The sequence below is a fragment of the Pseudoalteromonas amylolytica genome, from assembly GCF_001854605.1.
GTDB lineage: Bacteria > Pseudomonadota > Gammaproteobacteria > Enterobacterales > Alteromonadaceae > Pseudoalteromonas > Pseudoalteromonas amylolytica.
This window is the reverse complement of record NZ_MKJU01000025.1, coordinates 747,777-768,641: the sequence shown is the minus strand read 5'-3', so window position 1 is coordinate 768,641 and position 20,865 is coordinate 747,777. Positions and strand designations below refer to the sequence as shown.

The following is a 20,865-nucleotide window of genomic DNA, read 5'->3' as shown; positions in this document are numbered from 1 at the left end:
ATTATTCTTTTATAAAGCTGCTTCGAGTTCAGGTAGCACGTCAAACAAGTCAGCCACTAAACCATAGTCTGCGACTTGGAAAATTGGGGCATCTGGATCTTTGTTAATGGCAACAATCACTTTTGAGTCTTTCATACCCGCCAAGTGTTGAATAGCACCGCTGATGCCCACTGCGATATACAGATCAGGTGCAACAATCTTACCCGTTTGACCCACTTGCATATCGTTAGGAACAAACCCTGCGTCTACAGCCGCTCTTGAAGCACCAATAGCCGCGCCGAGTTTATCTGCAATACCATTAAGTAATGCGAAATTTTCACCGTTTTGCATGCCTCGGCCACCAGAAATAACAACAGGCGCAGCATTGAGCTCAGGACGCTCAGATTCTGTTTGTTCAACACCCACAAACGCACTGAGTTTGTTATCAATGTCCATTGATAGAGTTTCAATGTCACATGCGCCCTGTTCGCCTTGCGCATCAAATGCACTTGCACGAACCGTGATCATTTTTTGTGATTCATTAGACTTAACTGTGGCAATCGCATTACCCGCATAAATTGGACGTTTGAAGGTATCTGCATCTATTACGGCAATAATTTCAGAAATCTGTGATTTATCTAACAACGCCGCTGCGCGTGGAAGAATGTTCTTTCCTGTTGTTGATGCACTGGCAAGAATATGGCTGTAGCTGCTTGCAAGCTCAACAACTAAGTCTGCTGTGTTTTCAGCCAACTGATGTTCAAATGACGCGCTATCAGCAACACGCACTTTGCTTACACCGGCTATCTGAGCAGCACTGTTGGCAACGTCAGCAACATTAGACCCTGCTACTAGAATTTCTACACTCTCGCCAATCGCCGCTGCTGCATTTACAACTTTTGCAGTCTCTGGCTTTAATTGGCCATTTTCATGTTCTGCAATGACTAATACGCTCATGAGATCACCTTTGCTTCAGTTCTTAGTTTTGTTACCAACTCTTCTACACTTTCAACGATAATACCCGCCTCACGTTTTGCTGGCTCTTCAACTTTCAGCAGCTCTACGCGTGGGGCAAGATCAACACCGAAAGTATCGGCAGCGATTATATCAAGTGGCTTACGCTTTGCTTTCATGATGTTAGGTAAAGATGCATAACGTGGTTCATTCAAACGAAGGTCAGTGGTTACGATAGCTGGTAAAGACAACGACACGGTTTGCAAGCCACCGTCAACTTCACGGGTTACTTGCGCCTTACCCTCTTCAATTACCACTTTTGAGGCAAAGGTACCTTGGCTACGATTAGTTAAAGCTGCGAGCATTTGCCCAGTTTGGTTATTGTCTGAATCGATTGATTGCTTCCCAAGAATAACTAACTCTGGACTTTCCTGCTCAACTAACTTAGCAAGTAGTTTAGCCACATGTAATGACTCTAATTTAGCGTCTGTTTCAATATGAATAGCTTTATCAGCACCAAGCGCTAAAGCTGTACGTAACTGCTCTTGACATGCTTTATCACCAATCGACACAGCAACAACTTCACTGGCTGTACCAGCTTCTTTTAGACGAATTGCTTCTTCAACAGCAATTTCACAAAATGGGTTCATGGCCATTTTTACATTGCTCAAATCAACATCACTGTTGTCTGGCTTTACTCTAGCCTTGACGTTGTAGTCAATCACTCGCTTGATTGGCACAAGTACTTTCATGGTAACTCCATCATCTGGTTATTCTTAAAGCTGACGTATACGTCAACATAATTATTTTATGGAATCAGACTACTTCCTGTTGACGTAAACGTCAACCTAAAATAACCTTACTTTAACGTAATCAAAACTAAAGCCTCTTTTTAGTTAATACACCGTCAAAACATAGTGAGGTTAAAATGGTTGAACGCGAAACCATGGAATTCGATGTAGTTGTGGTTGGCGCAGGGCCTGCTGGCTTATCTTGCGCAATCCGACTCGCACAACAGGCACAACAACAAGAAAAAGAACTGATGATCTGTGTCGTTGAGAAAGGCTCTGAGGTGGGTGCACATATTTTGTCAGGTGCCGTATTTGAGACTAAAGCACTCGATGAACTACTACCAGATTGGAAAGATAAAGGTGCCCCCGTAACCACCGAAGTCACGACTGATGAGATTTACTTGTTTAAAGATCAGGCAAATGCCACCAGCATCCCACATATCGCCGTACCAAAAACATTCAAAAACCATGGTAACTACATTGTTTCTATGGGCAACGTATGTCGTTGGTTAGCTGAGCAGGCTGAGCAGCTCGGCGTAGAGATATTCCCGGGTTTCAGCGCGCACTCTTTAATCATCGAAGATGATGAAGTAAAGGGTATTGTTACTGGCGATATGGGCGTAGATAAAGACGGTCAACCTAAAGACAGCTATATGCCAGGAATGGAACTACGCGCTAAATACACTGTATTTGCCGAAGGGTGTCGTGGTCATTTAGGTAAACAACTGATCAAGCAATTTGAACTAGATAAGGATGCAACGCCACAACACTATGGTATTGGTTTTAAAGAAATCTGGCAGATTGACCCAAGTAAGCATAAAGAAGGTACTGTAGTACACGGTACTGGTTGGCCACTTGAAAAAGACACCCACGGCGGCTCTTTCATGTATCACGCCGAAAACAATCAGGTTGTTGTCGGCTTAATCATCGATCTTAACTACAGTAATCCATACCTAAGCCCATTTGATGAATTCCAACGCATGAAACACCACCCTCTTTTTGCACAAGTGCTAGAAGGGAGTGAACGCGTGTCTTACGGTGCGCGTGCTATCGCGAAAGGCGGATTCCACTCACTGCCTAAAATGCACTTCCCAGGAGGTTTACTTGTGGGGTGTGATGCCGGCACTTTGAACTTTGCCAAAATAAAGGGCAATCACACCGCGATGAAATCAGGCATGTTGGCAGCTGATTGCATTATCGAAGCCCTTGCTGATGAGCAGCCAAAAGCTGACTTAGCTAGTTTCGCTGAAAAGTTCAAGGCTAGCTGGCTATACGAAGAACTATATCAGTCGCGTAACTTTGGCCCTGCTATCCACAAACTAGGTAGAATTCTAGGGGGCGCTTATAACACACTAGATCAGAATATATTTTCAGGCGCTTTACCGTTTACATTTAAAGACACGCACCACGACCATGCGATGCTAAAACCAGCTTCTGAATGTGACAAAATAGATTATCCTAAGCCGGATGGTAAGCTGAGCTTTGACAAGCTTTCGTCGGTATTCTTATCGAATACCAACCATGAGGAATCGCAGCCATGTCACCTTAAATTGGCCGATGCCAGTATTCCAATTTCAGTCAATCTCGAAAAATATGCAGAGCCAGCACAAAGATATTGCCCAGCAGGCGTGTATGAAATCAATGAGAATGACGCTGGCGAGAAACAGTTTGTGATCAACGCGCAAAACTGCGTGCACTGTAAAACCTGTGATATTAAAGACCCTAGTCAGAATATTACATGGGTTACACCTGAAGGCGCTGGTGGACCAAACTACCCTAATATGTGATCTGACAGCTTTACAATTCTAACCCAAATTGCTGGGGGCCAAATAGGCCCCTTTTTTCTTACATCCCTCCTAGTTCAGCAAAACCTCAGATATTGCATATACTTAATCAAAAGACACAACCGTGAGTACAGGAAATGAGTGGACACTCCGAAGTAGTATTTAGATTTTTGGCCGAACCCACCGACGTTAATTTTGGTGGCAAAGTCCATGGCGGCATTGTTATGAAGTGGATAGACCAGGCAGGTTATGCTTGTGCCGCTGGCTGGAGCGGAAGTTACTGTGTAACGGTTTCGGTTGCAGGTGTACGCTTTAAGCGTCCTATTCTTGTTGGCCAGATAGTCGAGGTTTCAGCACAAATCGCCCATACAGGCAAAACCAGTATGCAAATATTCATTCGTGTTCGCTGCGGTGACCCACAAAAACAATCCCTAGTTGAAAGTAATCACTGCATCATTAGTTTTATCGCGATGGACAAAGCAGGCTACCCCCTACCAGTTCCGCAATTCAAAGCGAAAACGCAAGAGCAGAAAAAGCTAGAATTATACGCAATCAAGATGAAAGAAATTGCAATAGAAACTGAATCTTTACTACAACGTACAATTGACGACTAGTTTGTTAAGTCCTCACAATATCAAGTATTCGCTCAGGATGCTGGTAATGGATTAACATCCATGAACGCGCTACAATCTTGCCCGCCCTAAACAACCGAAGCAAGAGACACAGTGCAGAACTATCAGATCCAGCCAGTTGGTTTTATTCAATCCCCTTACAAGCAAAAATTTGCCATACCTCGTCAACCTAGGTTGGTGCCTCAAGCAAAAGCAAAACTGGTGTTCTGCGGCGACTTTAATCGTGAAGAGTTTGTCCGCGGTATCGAAGAGTTCACTCACTTGTGGTTGCTTTTTAGATTTCATGAAACGGCCGATAAAGGTTATTCAGCACTGGTTCGCCCTCCTCGCCTTGGTGGCAATGAGCGTAAAGGTGTATTTGCAACACGGGCAACCTTTAGACCTAACGGTATTGGCATGAGCGCAGTAAAACTTGAGGGTGTTGAGTATAAAAACGCTCAGCTCGCCCTATTGCTCTCTGGCATAGACCTACTAGATGGCACGCCCATAGTAGATATTAAACCCTATCTACCCTATTCAGACGCTATGATAGATGCCAGCGCTGGATTTGCGGATACCCGCCCAGAAACTTTAATGACCGTAAGCTTTAGTGAGCAAGCCGAACAATTTATAGCTAAACAAACCCGCTATCCAGAATTAAAAGAATTCATTATAAACGTACTCAAGCAAGACCCTCGTCCCGCCTATAAAAAGCAAAAGCAGCAAACGCAATTTTACGGCATGAGCCTGTACGAATTTAATATTCGCTGGCAAGTAGACGGTGAACACAATCAAGTGATTGAGATAACCCGAGAATAAACGCTTTGTTAAGCGCGCTGGCGCTGATAAACTACGCGCTATTATTACCAAAAACAATTACATTACGAACGGAACCATCATGCGTACCAGTCAATATATCTTGGCGACTTTAAAAGAAACGCCATCAGATGCTGAAATTATCAGCCACCAGTTAATGTTACGTGCGGGTATGATCCGCAAACTGGCCTCAGGTTTATACACTTGGCTGCCATCTGGATTAAAAGTGCTACGCAAAGTCGAGCAAGTTGTGCGCGAAGAAATGAACAAAGCGGGCGCAATCGAAATGTTAATGCCTGTTATTCAGCCTGCTGATCTTTGGCAAGAATCTGGCCGTTGGGAACAATTTGGCCCTGAGCTTCTGCGTATTAACGACAGACACAACCGCCCTTTCGCGTTAGGTCCAACACACGAAGAAGTGATCACTGATTTTGTTCGTAAAGAGATCAGCAGTTACAAACAATTACCTTTGACTTTATACCAAGTACAAACCAAGGTGCGTGATGAAGTTCGCCCTCGTTTTGGTGTAATGCGTGCACGCGAATTTACCATGAAGGACGCTTACTCTTTCCATTTGACCGAAGAGTGTTTGGCACAAACTTATCAGCGTATGCACCAAGCTTACTGTAACATTTTTGAGCGTTTAGGCCTTGATTATCGCCCTGTAATCGCTGACACCGGTTCAATTGGCGGGAGTGTATCGCACGAATTCCACGTTTTAGCTGAGTCTGGCGAAGATGCTATCGCTTTCAGTACAGAGAGTGATTACGCTGCAAACATCGAAAAGGCTGAAGCGCTGGCGCCTACTGAAGCGCGTCCAGAGCCTAGCAAAGAGCTTAATACTTTTGCCACGCCAGAAGCTAAAACGATTGCAGATCTAAAAGCACAGCACGGTGTTAAACCACATCGCGGCGTTAAAACCCTGATTGTGTATGGTGCGCCTGATGAAAATGAACAGCGTGGCTTAGTTGCATTAATTTTACGTGGCGACCACGAGCTAAACGAGCTCAAAGCTGAAAAACACCCATTGGTTGACTCACCACTTGAAATGGCCAAAGAAGAAGACATCTTCGCTGCAATTGGCGCGCGTCCTGGTTCTCTTGGTCCTGTTGGCTTAAAAATGCCAATCATTGTTGACCGTAGCGCTGCTGTTATGGCTGACTTTGTAGCAGGCGCAAATAAAGACGGTGAGCATTACAGCGGAATTAACTGGGATAGAGACGTTGCTGAATATGACGTGTTCGATTTACGTAATGTGGTTGAAGGCGACCCAAGTCCTTGTGGTAAAGGTACTTTGCAAATCAAACGTGGTATCGAAGTGGGTCATATTTTCCAGTTAGGCACAAAGTACTCAGAAGCAATGAATGCAGGTGTGCTGGGTGAAAACGGTAAAAACCAGATCATGACCATGGGCTGTTATGGTGTTGGTGTTTCACGTATCGTTGCCGCTGCAATTGAGCAAAACAACGACGATTATGGTATCAAGTGGCCAACAGCCCTTGCGCCATTCGAGTTGGCAATTGTGCCTATGAATATGCACAAGTCTCACCGCATTCCGGACATCGCAGAACGTTTATACAGCGAATTTACGGCCGCTGGTATTGATGTGCTGTTTGATGATAGAAAAGAGCGCCCAGGGGTCATGTTCAACGATATGGAATTACTTGGTGTGCCATTTACCTTAGTAATTGGTGAGCGTAACTTGGATAACAATCAGGTTGAGCTTAAAAACCGCCGCACAGGTGAAAAGCTGATGCTAGATATTGACCAAGCTGTTGCTGCAATTACAGCGCAAATTCGTGGCTAATTTACCTTAGCTAAAGTAAAAGGCAACATTTTACAATGTTGCCTTTTACCTTTTATTCACTTAACCCCGCTATTTTGCACTTCATCCTCAATTTCTAGTTAATGCTTTAGTGCATTAAACTCGTCATCTGAAATTACTTTCTTATCATGTAACCAACGAAATTTTTCTAATTCATTCTGCGGATCATTGTCATAGTTTATTGAGCCATATCAAAGCTACAATTGCTTATTCCGCGTTCAAAACGCTTTTTTCATGATTGATGAAAGTCGAGCATCATTAGGAACAAATAAGCGTACTTTTTCAGAATATATGAATACGCTATAGCTCACCGTGCAACAGTCGTTTTTTAAGTGATCTTTTATAGATCGATAACACTTATGGCAAAAAGTACACTTTAAAGGTCATTTTCAGTGTGTTTTTCTAGCTTATTTACAGGCTCGTACTGCACTCACAAATGAAGCGCGCAAATTTTGCAATGCCGCTTTCTTCTCACTATGAAACCAATAGCCGCTGAGTTGCTCTCTTTTATTAACCCACTTCCCACTAGAGTTTTGTTTTTTTGCAAACGCCTCGAAACCTTGATCATTACGTAAGTTGATAGAGAACTGAAACATATCAAAGTGATTACGATCAAAACGACTACCTGAGATGGTTAACCCATTGACTTCTAAATCCCTTAAATTGAATCTACTCGTCATATTTTCTTTTGGCCAGACTGCAACTTTACCGTCTCTAAGGGCTTTATTTGTACTTATTTCTGATAACACAATCTCGCAGCTGTCTTTAATGTTATCTTGGTATGCTTGGAAACTGCTTTGGCTGATCATTCTCTTTGTTTCCCCCGCAAATAAATAAACGGTAGAGCTAAAATTATTCACACTATTAATAAATTCAGATATGTGCTCTTTATTTGTTTTTTTATTCGCTTTTTTGTCCGCTGAATGTACGCCGGCGTCGAATAGTCCTGAATATGCTTCAAAGTATCCTTTCATCACAACATCACGTTTCGAGCCATCAATACGGGCATTTCCACACACTTTTGCATGCCCCGTTACTCTTGCTTTACTTCCAGTTACTACCGCATCACCACAAACAATCGCTCTACCAGTAATTCTCGCTCTGTTGCTTACCGTTGCAAACCCGCATATCGCCGCATTTTTACCTAGCCAGATATTGTCAGATATATCTGCATCGTGAGAAACAAATCCCCCTTGTGATGGATTTCTCGTGTCTCTATCATTGGTGTAAAAATAGCCTTCTTCATTTGGACAACTAGAGCTTGTCGCTGCATTTACAACGGTACTTAAAAATGCTGCCAATAAAATCGCTAGATACTTCATGTTAAATCTTTTTAAATTCATTTGATTGAAAACTCCACATTAGACCTCGTGGAGTACACATGTATACGTTCTCAATGACACGCTGGATAGCCTTTTAAGGGGGGGCTGAGCAACTACGCTCACCATTTGCTCAGGTGAGATTAAATACCTGAGAAAATATGACTCGGTGGATTTAAGGTTTACGACCAGAATAATTACCAAAAACGCAATTATTGTAACATACATAATAAAACTACTACAACAGACAAAACAGGCGCAAAACGTGAGCGCTTTTAGCTTCTTCACTCTCCTTATTTACATAGTTTTTAAACCATTTTTTAGCTCAATAATAGATGTGCTATGGACGGAAACTTTTGCACTTAGCTCTATATTATTAGGTGTTTAGCTAGACCGCTTCAGATATGACCCATACATAAAAGGAAATTAATCATTGCTTTTCCCTATTGCTATTCATACAAACATCGCACATATCGGATTTTTATTTAGGTTTATCGTATCTGGGGTGACATTCGCGTCGAACTGAATAACTATGTTATATCTATTTGAATAACTGTTTATATGGGAACTTAATATGTCTTTCAGGTTAAAAACAGCCTTACAGTGCACATTCTTTGCGTGTACTGTGTTGCCAGTATTTGCACAAGCCAGCGAAGGCTTACAAGCAAAGGATATTTTTGAACTAGAGTATGCAAGTGATCCTCAGATCTCACCGAATGGCCAGCAAATTATATATGTTCGAAATTCCAACGACATCATGAAAGACACCAAAAGACAGAACTTATGGCTGGTTGATAGCAGTTCAGGCGTACAATCTCCCCTATTTTCTGACAAAAATAGTTACAGTCAGCCGAGGTGGTCGCCAGATGGTAGCAAAATTGCCTTTGTCAGTAATGTCTCAGGTAGCAATCAAATTCACGTACATTATCTAGCACAAAACCGCACAGCTTTGCTCACTCAGCAAGGTTCCGGAGTGAGCGATTTAACTTGGTCACCAGATGGTAAATGGCTCGCCTTCAGCCAAAAAGTAGAAGAAAAACCAAGTGTTATCGCCAAAATGCCTGCCCCACCTAAAGGTGCTTCTTGGTCGGAGCCTGCGGTAGTGATTGACCGAGCTTACTATCAAGCCGATGGACGTGGTTTAGTAAAACCCGGCTACCGTCAAATATTTGTATTACTCAGCGAGGGCGGAACCCCGCGCCAACTTACATCGGGAGAATATCATCACGGTGGCAAGCTCGCTTGGCGTTCAGACTCTAAAGCCATTGTTTTTTCCGCAAACCGTATCTCAGATTGGGAGTACAAAGCGCTTGAAGGTGACTTATTTGAGGTGAATTTTGAAGGTAAGATCACGCAATTAACCTCAGCACCGGGTCGAGAGCACTCACCGAGTTTCTCCAAAGATGGTAAGCAATTGGCCTATCTAAGTGCGTCGGGTGAGCTTAACCCTTATCGCAACCACAAGCTCAACATCATGCATTGGCAAACTAAAAAAAGCCAACTCGTTGCCAAAGACTTTGACCGTTCAGTACAAAATCCAAGTTGGATAGGCAACGCGAAATTGGCTATTTCATACGATGATCACGGTATGAAGAAGCTTGCAACAATTACCACAAAGGGAAAAATTACCGACCTAACTGATAGCCTCTCTGGTACCACATTAGGTCGCCCTTATTTGAGTGGCCAGTTTAGTGCCAACTATGATGGCGATATCGCATTTACCACTGGCAGTAGCCAGCGCCCTGCTGATGTTGCACTGACCAACAGTAAGGGCAAAGTAAAACAGCTGACAAAGTTAAATGAAGATCTTCTGGCTCACAAACAATTGGGTAAAGTACACGAAATTAACTATACCTCATCTTTCGATGGCGAAAAAATTCAGGGCTGGTACATCACGCCGCCTAATTTTGACCCTGCCAAGAAGTACCCTTTATTACTAGAAATACATGGCGGACCTCATCTTGCGTATGGCCCACACTTCTCTGCTGAATTGCAGCGTTATGCATCTCAAGGCTACGTGGTTTTTTATGATAACCACAGAGGTAGTAGCTCCTATGGTGAGCGTTTTGCTATGTTGTTGAAATATAAATACAGCTCTAAAGAAGACTTCGCCGATCACAACTCTGGCGTAGACGCAATGTTGAAAACAGGCTTTATCGACGAAAACAACTTATTTATTGCCGGTGGTTCAGCCGGAGGAATCGCCACTGCGTATGCAATTGGCTTAACAAACCGCTTTAACGCGGCGGTTGTCGTTAAACCCGTTATCAACTGGCTGAGTAAAGTACTGACCGCCGACAGTGGTCTAGTGCAGATCCCAACGCAATTTCCTGGTATGCCGTGGGAGCATGTCGATCATTACTGGCAGCGCTCACCGCTGTCCCTCGTTGGCAATGTTACCACCCCAACCATGCTGATGACCGGTGAAGAAGACTTACGCACGCCCATGGCTGAGACTGAACAATTTTATCAAGCGCTAAAGCATCGTAAAATTGACTCCGTACTCGTCAAAATCCCAGGGGCGCCACATGGCATTGCAGGTAAGCCGTCAAGGATGATCAGCAAAATCGAACACACACTGGCATGGTTCGAAAAATATAAAAAATAACCTTAATCGCCTATAAAAAAGCCGCGCGATGCGGCTTTCTAATCACCCTTTATGCAACTCTTGAAAAATCATAGCACCTACTCAAAAATTACAGTGCTCAAACATGTCCTCAACGTCTTGAGGCAAAACACAACCTTGCTGCGCATAACTAAACTCAAGTAATGTGGGGCAACTCTCTTCATGAGCCACTCCGTCAATACATTCCCAGAAATTTTCACGCTCATCGCTCATAGTGAGGGAGCAACTCATCTCTAGTACATTCAGGATCATGAAGACTTGTAAAAGGACATTCCCCTGACGTTTCTAGCTCTGCTTTTTGTTTTACAAATTGTTGTATATGCGTTGTTGCTGACCCATTTTTTAGTTCAATATAAGTGCTTTGAGAGGTCACTTGCGAGCTTAGGGTCGTATTTTCGGATGTTTGAGCATAACCGCTGCTGATGTAACCAACGCATAGCAGTAATGTGGCAGACTTGATGCTGCCATAAAGAAAATTAATCATCGTTTATCCTTGTAATTATTTACACGACAAAAATTAACACTAAAACCACATTAAGCAGTGTTAAATTTACATTACCGAATTACACTTTATAAAGTTTCACCTTGATTTTTGTGCTAAGTATTTGCAAAGCCACACTGAGTATCTGCCTCATTTTTGTTTTTTGAGCCTTGAATCATAAAATCCATCTGGATGGTCGTTAAAACTGGCAGTTTTTCAACGTTATTAGCCGCAGCTTTCCATCGCCACTTTGAAAGCGCTGCAAATGTGGGTTTGTCAAACACCCCTTGCGGGTAGGACTTTTTCACCTTATGTAGATGCCATGTACCATCACTATTAATGCCAACCACAAGGTCAACACAACCAGACAGCCGACTTTTGGCAGCATCAATTGGATACAGCGGCTCGACTCTTTTTTTGGACACCCAATACTGCGCAAGCAGCTGGTTTTTGCTATCTGACGTTAAATCAATATATTTTGCTTGTTCAAGAGAGGCTGTTTGAGACGTGTCTGTTGATGTGCAAGCACCCAAATGAATACACAAAACCGATAGTATTACTGTTTTATTCATGCTAAATCCTTATAGCTAGTTTGTTTTATAACTGATTCACCAAGATAGAAGGTTATGCCAACTTGGTCAGTCATGATCATCGCCACTTTAAAATAGCTTTTACGAGACTACAAGCTTTTGAGTACTCAATACAATAACAACTGCCCCAGCCCATTTTAGACTCCGTATACAACCTAACTCTCAACCCTTCTCTAATCTGTCGCATTAATGTCATGGCTTGTTCATGTAAGCGCATTAATTTAACTATTATTACGCTTGAGGCTACGGACCATGACTACAACGTATTACCCGAGTATCTGGATCTCGGATGTTCATCTCGGCTACAAGGATTGCAAAGCCGACTATTTGTTAGATTTTTTAAACAGTACGCGCTGTGATGTACTCTATCTGGTAGGCGACATCGTTGACTTATGGTCAATGAAGCGTCAATTTTATTGGCAGCCCTCTCATTACAAAGTGCTTGAGTGCATTCAAGCCAAAGCGGAGTCTGGTACTCGGGTGGTCTATATTCCTGGCAACCACGATGAAACTTTTCGCAACTATGCAGGCAAAAGCCTGTTCAATGTCGAAGTGCACAAAACCTTTATCCACACCACCTCACTCGGTAAAAAATTCTTGCTGCTACATGGCGACGACTTTGATTCTGCCACACGTTATAACAAGCTAATCAGCATTGCAGGCGATGCAGCGTATGACTTTTTATTATTTTTAAATCGCTGGACCAACCGTATACGCCGTTTGTATGGCGGCCATTACTGGTCACTGGCTTCATGGCTAAAAAATCGTGTTCATAAGGCGCGTGCTGCTATTAATGCGTTCGAATCCGCAGCAATTCACGAAGCTAAAAAGCAAGGCGTGGATGGTATTATTTGCGGCCATATCCACCAGCCTGCAATCAAAGTTCAAGATGGTATTGTGTACTGTAACGACGGTGATTGGATTGAGAACTGCACTGCGCTGGTTGAGAATAAAAATGGTCGAATTGAACTATTACATTGGTCTGACATTCAGCACGTCGTCAATGTGGTGGAGTTAAGCGAAGTCAAAAGCGCTGGTGTCAAGGCGGCCTAAAATTGCTATGTAACAAGCGCAAACTCTAAATTCGCGCTTGTTACATACTGTGATGATTAGCGGAATAATACCTCTTCTTTAGAAAACCAACGTACGCAAAATGCTAGCAGTAACGCAGCAAGTGCCACTGAGGCGATGACGATCATGCTCAGCAAACCATAATCCACCGTACCTTTGATAATTTCTTTTATCGCCAGTGCAACATTGGTTACTGGAATTAACGCGGTTTTTGCACTGAGTTCCATATTAGGCATCACAGATATAAGGATGGGTAAAAACACCCCCATGCTCAGTGGCGCCATATAATTTTGCGCTTCTTTAAACGTTCGAGCATAGATTGATATCGCCAACACTAAGGATGAAAATATCGCGGCAATTGGCACCAGTAGCGCAAAAATTAATAAAAAATCAGCGCCTGTGACACTAGAAAACGCTGACTTTACCGTGTCTAACTCTACAAAACCTATCGCCACAGATACCCAAACAGCCATACTGAGTACAGTGACTGTCGCGCACGCAAGCGAGCTCAGTAGTACGGTTAAAAATTTTCCTAATACCAGCTGAGTGCGCGTAACTGGGGTCAGTAACAACGTCTCTAATGTGCCACGCTCTTTTTCACCTGCGCCTAGGTCGATGGCTGGATAGCTTGCGCCCATTAGCACAAGAGGGATCAGTAAATAAGGAATAAAGGCCCCCAACTTTTCACCTAGATTCTCTCGCTTATCGGCGGTATCAACTTTGCTGATTTGAATCGGTTGCAAAATAGCCTGCTGCTTGGTTTTTTCAATCCCCAATGAAACTAAAGTTTGCTCACGAAGACTGTCTGAAAATTCATTTGCTAAAGAGCGCAGTCTATCGTAAATAAAGTTAATACTTTGCGCATCATTAAACACCACTTGCCAATTAGCTTGTTTGCCTTGGGCTAACGTTTTTTCAGGGTCGTTCTCTAAATAGATACCCACATCAATAACGCCCTCACGAACAGCTTGTTTTAACTGCTCTATGGATGTGAACTGCTCATCTCCTGCATACTTTTTAAAGCTCTTATGATAAAACACCCTTTCAGCATAGGCTTGTCCGTATTGCTCATTAACCAAGTAATAGGTGTGTACCTTCTGCTCAGCCTTTAGCGCGGCTTGAGAGCCTAAAAAGCCAACCAACGCCATGATCACCGGAAAAATCAGCATGGGGAGCGCCAATACAAAGAACAAGGTTTTTATATCTCTGATAAGCTCAAGAAGCTCTTTTTTAAATACCTCAAACATATGTGTCTCCCTGTAATAGATTCATAAATGCTTGATTGAGCTCTTGGCTTTGGCCTTTTACTTTAAAGTTCTCAACACTGTCATCAAAGCAACTTACCCCTCTGTCTATCACGCATATTCTGTCACACAATAAAGCCACTTCATCGAGGTGATGCGTTGAAAAAATAACTGGCGTACCTTGGTTTTTCAGATCGCGAATAAAGTTAATTACCGTCTGAGTGGTCATGATATCCAAACCTGTCGTGGGCTCATCTAACACCACCACATCTGGTTGATGCACAACCGCTCTGGCAATATTGGCTTTTTGTTTCATGCCGGTTGATAAATGTTCTGCACGCTTGTCTAAAAATGAGCCCATATCCAGCACTTCAAATAGCTCATCACAACGCGCCTTGAGTGCTCGTCCCTTTAAACCATGAAGTTTGGCAAAGTACTCAACATTTTCTTTGGCACTTAGACGCCCGTATAACCCAGTAGAGCCTGATAAAAAGCCGATTGCTTTTCTGCCAATCAAAGGCTTGGCTACCACATCTTGCCCATTGATGTGAATTTCACCGTTGTCAGGTTTAAGCGCTGTCGAGAGCATTCGCAATGTAGTGGTCTTACCTGCACCATTTGGGCCTAGTAAGCCTAGTACTTCTCCGCGGTTGCAGGTAAAACTGACATCTTGCACAGAGTGAAAATATCCGTCCCGTTCTCTTACATCCGTTGACTTACCCTTTTGTTGATGTGCTTTGGTCAGTTTGAAGCGTTTTTGCAACGCCTTGACTTCTATCATGTGTGTTCCTTCGCTTAGCTCTGAAATAGTCGGTATTGTGGTAGAATTCTATAGATTGATTGGCGTCCCACCAATTTGGTACACCCAGTAAAGGCAGAGGTGATAATTGGGTGTTATCGTTAAGCACACCTCCTTGGTCAATCATGTCCACTAACCGTGTATCTAAATATTCATATTGTGCCCGCAAGTCTAGCTTAAAAAATGCCTCCTCAACCTCAATACATAACGCTTTTCCCGTTAGGCCAATAAAAGGTTGAGTCAACATCTCATAATTAGCATGGCCGAATATGAAAGCCTTAATTTCTTTGTCCCAGCTTGCTCTTTGTGTAACAAACGCGTCAACCCAGCAATGATTTTTAAGCTGCTCAGCAAAGCGGTTGTCAGTCATTGCTAACACCACTCCACACTCATCAAATAGGGTCAATGCGTTTCTGTGTTTGCTGCGCTGCTTGAGGCCATGTTTATCGATTTCAATGATATGCTGCTTATTTAATAAAGCTTTCGTTTTTGGAAACAAGCACCAAATCATTGCGCCAAACAAGTCGTGCCAATTTTGTTCTCTGGTAGGTACAGCCCCTGTTTCGAATATAATTTGCTCGTAATAACGAGTTTCGTCTTGTAACTGGGCGTCAGGCACAAACTCTAGAGTGTTTCCGTTACAGTTCGCAATACTGGCGAGCGCATTTAACCAGTCAAAGGTTGGCCAGTTTTCGTGCTCGTTTAGGTTGAATATACGGTTTAAGTGCTCAAACGCACCGCCGCTCAATAATTTTGCATCAAAGGTTTCGGGTGGTGTGAACTTTTTCATTAATAACTACATAGAAATTCTTTGCGCCAGTTTACCCCATGTTGCTCCAAGCGCCAACGCCAGATCATGGTAACTATCGCAGCTGCTCGAAAGTTATGGATTTTTATGTTTATACTTACGCGTCTTAACTTAATAACAAAAGAACAGCTATGAAATTAAAAATGACTCTCAGCGCTTTGGCTGTTGCTGTACTTGCAGGATGTGCGAGTACAACTTCTAACACCAATGCGGATGTACAAGCAGCTTATGATAGCATCAATGCTCAGCAACTGGCTCAGCACATCAAAACTCTAGCATCAGACGAATTTGGTGGCCGTGCGCCCTCATCAAAGGGTGAAGAATTAACACTCGCCTATCTAAGCGAGCAATTTAAAGCACTTGGTTATCAACCTGGTAACGGCGACAGCTTCTTTCAAGAAGTGCCACTTGTTTCAATTGAAGCCGACGCCAACATGACCTTAGATATTGGTGGTAAGGCATATCAATATAAGAAAGACATGGTCATGGGCACCAGTCGAATCAGTCCATTAGAGTCAATTCAAGATTCTGAGTTAGTATTTGTAGGCTATGGTGTTAACGCGCCTGAATACAATTGGAATGACTACGAAGGTCTTGACGTTAAAGGCAAAACAGTTGTTATGCTAGTTAACGACCCAGGTTTTGCAACCAAAGACCCAAGTATGTTTACTGGTGAAGCAATGACCTATTATGGCCGTTGGACTTACAAATTTGAAGAAGCGAGCCGTCAAGGAGCTGCAGGCGCTATCATTGTTCATGAAACAGCACCTGCATCTTACCCGTGGAGCGTGGTTGAAAACTCTTGGAGCGGCGAGCAATTTGGTTTCCAAAAAGCCAACAACAACATGGATAGAGTGGCTGTTGAAGGTTGGGTCACGGTAGATGTAGCTAAAGAGTTGTTTAGCAAAGCCGGTCTTGATTTTGAAACTGCCAAAGCGAGCGCAGCAAAAGGCGCGTATCATGTTGATATGGGAGATTTAACCGCCTCTGTCACCGTTAAGAGTAAGATTAAAACTTCAACGTCATACAACTTTATTGCCACGCTACCTGGCAGTAAAACACCTGACGAACATGTGATTTATTCAGCTCACTGGGATCACCTAGGCACAGATAAGAATCGTAAAGGTGACCAAATTTACAATGGTGCCCACGATAATGCGACTGGCACAGGGGGCATGATTGAAGTGGCCGAAGCATTCGCTAAGTTACCAACTCGCCCAGACCGCTCTATTACCTTTTTAGCGGTAACCGCAGAAGAACAAGGCCTACTAGGCTCTAAGTTTTACGCTGCTAACCCCGTGATCCCAGCGGATAAAACCGTTGCCAACATTAACATGGATAGCTTAAACCTACTGGGTAAAGTAAAAGACATCAGTGTGGTTGGTATTGGTAAATCTTCGTTAGACACCACGCTTGCAGATGCTGCAAAGCAGCAAGGGCGAGTTGTTTCAGGCGATCCTAAACCTGCCTCAGGTGGATACTATCGCTCTGATCACTTTGCATTTGCTAACATGGGTGTCCCTGCCATGTATGCAGGCGGCGGTACTGAAGCCCTTGATGAGCAAACCGCTGATTACCGTAAGCGAATGAGCCTTGTTCTACGTGGTTGTTATCACCAACCATGTGACCGTTATCGCGACGAGTGGGACTTAAGTGGTGCGGTGCAAGACTTGCAGTTGTTTTATAAAGTAGGCTATGAGGTTTCTCAACAACCACAATGGCCAACTTGGAACGCAAGTTCTGAGTTTCAACGCAAATAGTTCTAAGTGACATTGATTATCATTTAGATCTAAAATATAGTGTAACCCTATTGTTTTACTGGGTTACACTATATGCTTTCATCTTCTATAAAGTATCGCTTTTACTTCAACACCCTAGCTCGCCAGTATGTTTATAATAAACGCTTGATATTGCCGCTGCTACTAGTGTGTGCAATTGTCTATTCGCCAACACGCGCTACAACCATTACAACACTTGCAGACGCGTTCTTTCAGGTTGCTGTATTTGTGGCTGGTACTTTATATATTTATCACCGAGTAGTAGGTCGCCTTCCCCAGCTTGAATTACGCTATCTGAGTAGTAAGTCGCCCGCGCTTGAAGTCGCATTCGCTTCTGTTCTAGGCGCGTTACCTGGTTGTGGTGGTGCAATTATAGTGGTCACTCAATATACTCAACGTCAGGCCAGCTTTGGCTCTCTAGTGGCTGTATTAACATCGACCATGGGGGATGCCGCTTTTCTCCTACTGGCAAAAAAGCCGCTAGATGGACTGCTGATGATCGCGCTCGGGATAGCAGTTGGCTTTGTGAGTGGGATACTTGTTAACACCCTGCCCGAGCCAGAATTGGAAGTTGCGCACCGCAGCCATACCCCAACTACACATAACAGTGATGTTGTGAGTCGTATTGCCAGTAGATTGTGGCAATGTCTACTAATACCTTGCCTGTTGATTTCTCTATTACTGGCTGCAAATATACAACTGGGTGCAATGTCTTACTTAGTACAACTATTTGGCTGTTCAATGGCAATTTTTGCTACGCTTTGCTGGGCACTAGATGGCAACCTGCAATCGTCTTCAACACAAAACCTCGAGACCACTGACGATTTCACTTTAGCTGTCAAAGATACCCATTTTGTGAGTGTTTGGGTGATTGCCAGTTTTATGCTTTACGAAATCATAGTACTAGGAACGGGATTTGATATTGCAACTTGGTTTAGTTCTGTTGCCGCATTAACACCGATGCTAGGCATAATAATTGGTTTATTGCCAGGTTGTGGGCCACAAATCATTGTAGCCACACTTTATATACAGGGCGTGATTCCGTTCAGTGCATTGGCAGGGAATGCAATCTCCAACGATGGCGATGCGCTGTTTCCAGCCATAGCTCTCGCGCCTAAGGCTGCGCTTTTAGCTACCTGCTACTCTGTGCTGCCCGCTTTGTTAGTCGCTTATACGATTTACTGGTTCTAAAGATTACCACTCAAAGATATACGCCATTTTGCTGATGGTTTTAAGGGCAACACCATGAGTGTTGCGTTTTGCATAAAGATGCTGCATTGACTTGTCTTTAACTTCACCCACTATCACTTCTTTGACTTGATAACCCATCGCTGTGGCCGCTGCGCTGTAGGCGATAAATTCCCACTTTTTGATGTTAGTGTTATCTACAATTATCAGTGGGATCCCCTCGCTTAAGCCATTTATAAAACGTGCTAAATTGAGATTGTGGTACTGCGGCAGCTTGTACTTCTCAAAATGATATTCTCCGGCATCATTATAAAAGTAGTCATCGGTTGAGCAGATCAAATATTGGCTTTCATCGCCTGCTACCAGTTCATCAGCAAGCGTTTGCGCATAATGTGTCTTACCGCATCCGGGTAAGCCCCTCAAAATAAAAACTTGTTTCATCGACGATTAACGTTACCTAAGTCGTGAGCAATCCATAAATAAACGCGTATCATGCCACACTTTTTAAATTTAATCATGAATTACATGAACAAAGTATGCGCAGTGAGTAGTTTGACTCACTACAGCCGCTTAAAGCCACTCACAATTTGTTCATAAAAAGTACAAAAAGGCGCTTTAAATGAACTAATACCAATTTACTTGTAAAAGAGTTGCAATTGAGTGTTTTTTTATTGCTTTATCAAAGGTAAGATACGGTTCACGTGCCTGTAATAATATTTACAGGTACAATCGAATAATTATTAGGTAACTTATATCATTGGAGTGAAGATGAGCCACATAGCGATAACGGAGCTACTCAAGGGCACCGTTGCGGTTGACAGCCAGGTAACAGTCAAAGGCTGGATCCGTACACGCCGCGATTCAAAAGCAGGTATTTCTTTCTTAGCCGTTCATGACGGTTCTTGTTTTGATCCTATCCAAGCAGTTGTTCCTAATTCGCTCAATAATTATGATGAAGTTACCCGCTTAACGGCTGGTTGCTCTGTGAAAGTAACAGGCGTGTTAGTTCAATCTGAAGGTCAAGGTCAGGCATTCGAAATTCAAGCCAACTCAGTAGAGGTATTAGGCTGGGTTGAGAACCCAGACACCTACCCTATGGCCGCTAAGCGCCATAGTATTGAATACTTACGTGAACACGCCCACTTACGCCCTCGTACTAACGTGATTGGTGCTGTAACACGTGTACGTAACTGCTTAAGTCAGGCGATTCATCGCTTCTTCCACGAGCAAGGCTACATGTGGATCAGCACGCCTATCATCACAGCGAGTGACTGTGAAGGCGCAGGTGAAATGTTCCGAGTGTCAACGCTTGATATGAACAACCTGCCTCGTACAGACAAAGGCGATGTTGACTACAGCGAAGACTTCTTTGGTAAAGAAGCATTCCTTACTGTATCTGGCCAGCTAAACGGCGAAACATACGCAAGCGCTATGTCAAAAATTTATACCTTTGGCCCAACATTCCGCGCTGAAAACTCAAACACATCTCGCCACTTGGCTGAGTTTTGGATGGTTGAGCCGGAAGTCGCGTTTGCGGATCTGGAAGATATCGCTCAGCTTGCGGAGAGCATGTTGAAGTATGTATTCAAAGCCGTGTTAGCAGAGCGTCGTGATGATATGGAATTCTTTGCTCAGCGTATCGAGAAAACCGCTATCTCGCGTTTGGAAGAGTTTGTTGAAAAAGACTTCGCACAAGTTGACTACACCGATGCTATCGAAATTCTTAAAGATTGTGGTAAGAAGTTTGAATTCCCTGTTGAATGGGGTGTTGATTTGCAATCAGAGCATGAACGCTACTTAGCAGAAGAACATTTCAAAGCACCCGTTGTGATAAAGAACTACCCTCGCGACATCAAAGCCTTCTACATGCGTCAAAACGAAGATGGCAAAACGGTTGCCGCAATGGATGTGGTAGCGCCAGGTATAGGTGAAATCATCGGTGGCTCACAGCGTGAAGAACGTTTAGACGTTTTGGATGCACGTTTAGAAGAAATGGGCTTAGATAAAGAAGACTACAGCTGGTATCGTGATTTGCGTCGTTACGGCACTGTACCTCACTCTGGTTTTGGTCTAGGTTTTGAGCGTTTAGTTGCATATGTAACCGGTATGGGTAACGTGCGTGATGTAATTGCCTTCCCCCGTACAAAAGGCAGTGCGACATACTAAGCGTATATCAGCTTTATATTATAAAAATACCCAGC

19 protein-coding genes are annotated in these 20,865 nt (G+C 43.4%); 9 read left to right on the top strand and 10 right to left on the bottom strand.

Annotated features, from left to right (window positions below):
- Positions 1-9: 9 nt before the first annotated feature.
- Together BET10_RS09935 and BET10_RS09930 are read right to left on the bottom strand one after the other, a co-directional pair.
- Positions 10-936, bottom strand: coding sequence for an electron transfer flavoprotein subunit alpha/FixB family protein (locus BET10_RS09935; protein ID WP_070985391.1), 927 nt, complete (start codon positions 934-936; stop codon positions 10-12).
- Positions 933-1,685, bottom strand: a complete 753-nt coding sequence (locus BET10_RS09930) for an electron transfer flavoprotein subunit beta/FixA family protein (RefSeq protein WP_070985390.1) — start codon at positions 1,683-1,685, stop codon at positions 933-935. The genes BET10_RS09935 and BET10_RS09930 overlap by 4 nt, the downstream gene beginning before the upstream one ends.
- A 176-nt stretch (positions 1,686-1,861) precedes the next feature.
- Here BET10_RS09930 and BET10_RS09925 point away from each other — a divergent pair, with 176 nt between their 5' ends.
- From BET10_RS09925 to BET10_RS09910, 4 genes are all read left to right on the top strand, one after another.
- Positions 1,862-3,511, top strand: a complete 1,650-nt coding sequence (locus BET10_RS09925; RefSeq protein WP_070985389.1) for an electron transfer flavoprotein-ubiquinone oxidoreductase — start codon at positions 1,862-1,864, stop codon at positions 3,509-3,511.
- 134 nt (positions 3,512-3,645) lie between these two features.
- Entirely contained in the window at positions 3,646-4,122 is a 477-nt protein-coding gene (locus tag BET10_RS09920; RefSeq protein WP_070985388.1) for an acyl-CoA thioesterase, read from the top strand.
- A gap of 111 nt (positions 4,123-4,233) precedes the next feature.
- Positions 4,234-4,938 carry a tRNA (N6-threonylcarbamoyladenosine(37)-N6)-methyltransferase TrmO gene (gene tsaA / locus BET10_RS09915; RefSeq protein ID WP_070985387.1) on the top strand — a complete coding sequence of 235 codons (705 nt, stop codon included), beginning with the start codon at positions 4,234-4,236 and terminating at the stop codon, positions 4,936-4,938.
- Positions 4,939-5,017: 79 nt separating this feature from the next.
- Entirely contained in the window at positions 5,018-6,742 is a 1,725-nt protein-coding gene (locus BET10_RS09910) for a proline--tRNA ligase (RefSeq protein ID WP_070985386.1), read from the top strand.
- Positions 6,743-7,167: 425 nt separating this feature from the next.
- On the opposite strand, the gene BET10_RS09905 is transcribed toward BET10_RS09910, so the two are convergent.
- Entirely contained in the window at positions 7,168-8,103 is a 936-nt protein-coding gene (locus BET10_RS09905; RefSeq protein WP_139158553.1) for an LbetaH domain-containing protein, read from the bottom strand.
- A 550-nt stretch (positions 8,104-8,653) separates the two neighbouring features.
- Between BET10_RS09905 and BET10_RS09900 the strand changes: the two genes are divergently transcribed.
- On the top strand, positions 8,654-10,687 hold the full coding sequence (locus tag BET10_RS09900; RefSeq protein ID WP_070985384.1) for a S9 family peptidase: 2,034 nt from the start codon (positions 8,654-8,656) through the stop codon (positions 10,685-10,687).
- Between the two features lie 81 nt (positions 10,688-10,768).
- Here the strand turns inward: BET10_RS09900 and BET10_RS22075 are convergent, their stop codons facing one another.
- The 3 genes from BET10_RS22075 to BET10_RS09890 form a co-directional block, all read right to left on the bottom strand.
- Positions 10,769-10,918 carry a chitin binding peritrophin-A domain-containing protein gene (locus BET10_RS22075; RefSeq protein ID WP_170829130.1) on the bottom strand — a complete coding sequence of 50 codons (150 nt, stop codon included), beginning with the start codon at positions 10,916-10,918 and terminating at the stop codon, positions 10,769-10,771.
- Positions 10,908-11,189: a hypothetical protein gene (locus BET10_RS21470; protein WP_070985383.1), complete on the bottom strand. Its 282-nt coding sequence runs from the start codon at positions 11,187-11,189 to the stop codon at positions 10,908-10,910. The genes BET10_RS22075 and BET10_RS21470 overlap by 11 nt, the downstream gene beginning before the upstream one ends.
- 113 nt (positions 11,190-11,302) lie before the next feature.
- Positions 11,303-11,758 carry an energy transducer TonB gene (locus BET10_RS09890; RefSeq protein WP_070985382.1) on the bottom strand — a complete coding sequence of 152 codons (456 nt, stop codon included), beginning with the start codon at positions 11,756-11,758 and terminating at the stop codon, positions 11,303-11,305.
- Positions 11,759-12,028: 270 nt separating this feature from the next.
- Here BET10_RS09890 and BET10_RS09885 point away from each other — a divergent pair, with 270 nt between their 5' ends.
- Complete coding sequence (locus BET10_RS09885) at positions 12,029-12,829, top strand: UDP-2,3-diacylglucosamine diphosphatase (RefSeq protein WP_070985381.1); 801 nt, start codon at positions 12,029-12,031, stop codon at positions 12,827-12,829.
- Between the two features lie 56 nt (positions 12,830-12,885).
- Here the strand turns inward: BET10_RS09885 and BET10_RS09880 are convergent, their stop codons facing one another.
- The 3 genes from BET10_RS09880 to BET10_RS09870 are packed head-to-tail and all read right to left on the bottom strand — an operon-like array spanning position 12,886 to position 15,680.
- Positions 12,886-14,094, bottom strand: a complete 1,209-nt coding sequence (locus BET10_RS09880; RefSeq protein WP_070985380.1) for an ABC transporter permease — start codon at positions 14,092-14,094, stop codon at positions 12,886-12,888.
- Positions 14,087-14,872, bottom strand: a complete 786-nt coding sequence (locus tag BET10_RS09875) for an ABC transporter ATP-binding protein (protein WP_070985379.1) — start codon at positions 14,870-14,872, stop codon at positions 14,087-14,089. Before BET10_RS09875 ends, BET10_RS09880 begins: the two co-directional genes overlap by 8 nt.
- Positions 14,808-15,680 carry a DUF3025 domain-containing protein gene (locus BET10_RS09870; RefSeq protein WP_070985378.1) on the bottom strand — a complete coding sequence of 291 codons (873 nt, stop codon included), beginning with the start codon at positions 15,678-15,680 and terminating at the stop codon, positions 14,808-14,810. Before BET10_RS09870 ends, BET10_RS09875 begins: the two co-directional genes overlap by 65 nt.
- 149 nt (positions 15,681-15,829) lie before the next feature.
- Here BET10_RS09870 and BET10_RS09865 point away from each other — a divergent pair, with 149 nt between their 5' ends.
- Together BET10_RS09865 and BET10_RS09860 are read left to right on the top strand one after the other, a co-directional pair.
- The gene (locus BET10_RS09865; RefSeq protein ID WP_070985377.1) at positions 15,830-17,458 is read left to right on the top strand and encodes a M28 family metallopeptidase; all 1,629 of its coding nucleotides are present in this window, start codon (positions 15,830-15,832) and stop codon (positions 17,456-17,458) included.
- Positions 17,459-17,530: 72 nt separating this feature from the next.
- Entirely contained in the window at positions 17,531-18,667 is a 1,137-nt protein-coding gene (locus tag BET10_RS09860; protein WP_070985376.1) for a putative manganese transporter, read from the top strand.
- 3 nt (positions 18,668-18,670) lie between these two features.
- Here BET10_RS09860 and BET10_RS09855 read toward each other — a convergent pair whose 3' ends face one another.
- A complete protein-coding gene (locus tag BET10_RS09855; protein ID WP_070985375.1) occupies positions 18,671-19,105 on the bottom strand; it encodes an AAA family ATPase in 435 nt (144 codons plus the stop codon).
- 327 nt (positions 19,106-19,432) lie between these two features.
- Between BET10_RS09855 and asnS the strand changes: the two genes are divergently transcribed.
- The gene (asnS, locus tag BET10_RS09850) at positions 19,433-20,830 is read left to right on the top strand and encodes an asparagine--tRNA ligase (protein ID WP_070985374.1); all 1,398 of its coding nucleotides are present in this window, start codon (positions 19,433-19,435) and stop codon (positions 20,828-20,830) included.
- Positions 20,831-20,865: the final 35 nt, after the last annotated feature.